The 543-nt window shown below is 75.3% G+C and carries 1 protein-coding gene; it reads left to right on the forward strand.

The window, feature by feature from the left end:
- A partial coding sequence (locus A612_RS12060; RefSeq protein ID WP_019374726.1) for an S-adenosylmethionine:tRNA ribosyltransferase-isomerase occupies positions 1–543 on the forward strand: 543 nt, incomplete at both ends.

The following is a 543-nucleotide window of genomic DNA, read 5'->3' on the forward strand; positions in this document are numbered from 1 at the left end:
GGTGCTGGACGCGGGCGAGGTGGTGGCACACATGAAGGTCAGCAAGAAGCCGCGCCCCGGCGCGCGGCTGCACCTGGCGGGCGGCAGCACAGGCGGCGGCTTCGACGCCACGCTGCTGTCGCGCTGGCCCGACGAGGACGGGCCGCTGTTTCGCCTGGCGCTGCACGCGCCGGACGGCGCCTCGGCCTGGGAGCTGATGGAGCGCCATGGCCACCTGCCGTTGCCGCCCTACATCGAGCGCCGGCAAGGCGACGGCGAGGACCCGGACGCAGCCGAGGATGCGCAGCGCTACCAGACGATCTTTGCGGCCCGGCCGGGCGCCGTGGCCGCGCCCACCGCAGCCCTGCACTTCGACGAGGGCGTGCTGGCCGCCCTGGCCGCGCGCGGCATCGAGCGCGCCAGCGTCACGCTGCACGTGGGCGCGGGCACCTTCCAGCCGGTGAAGACCGAGAACCTGGCCGAGCACCGCATGCACAGCGAGTGGTACGACATCCCGCCCGGGACGCTCGCGGCCCTGGAGCGCTGCCGCCAGCGTGGCGGGCG

The sequence above is a fragment of the Melaminivora alkalimesophila genome, assembly GCF_000282995.1.
Classification (GTDB): Bacteria; Pseudomonadota; Gammaproteobacteria; order Burkholderiales; family Burkholderiaceae_C; genus Melaminivora; species Melaminivora alkalimesophila.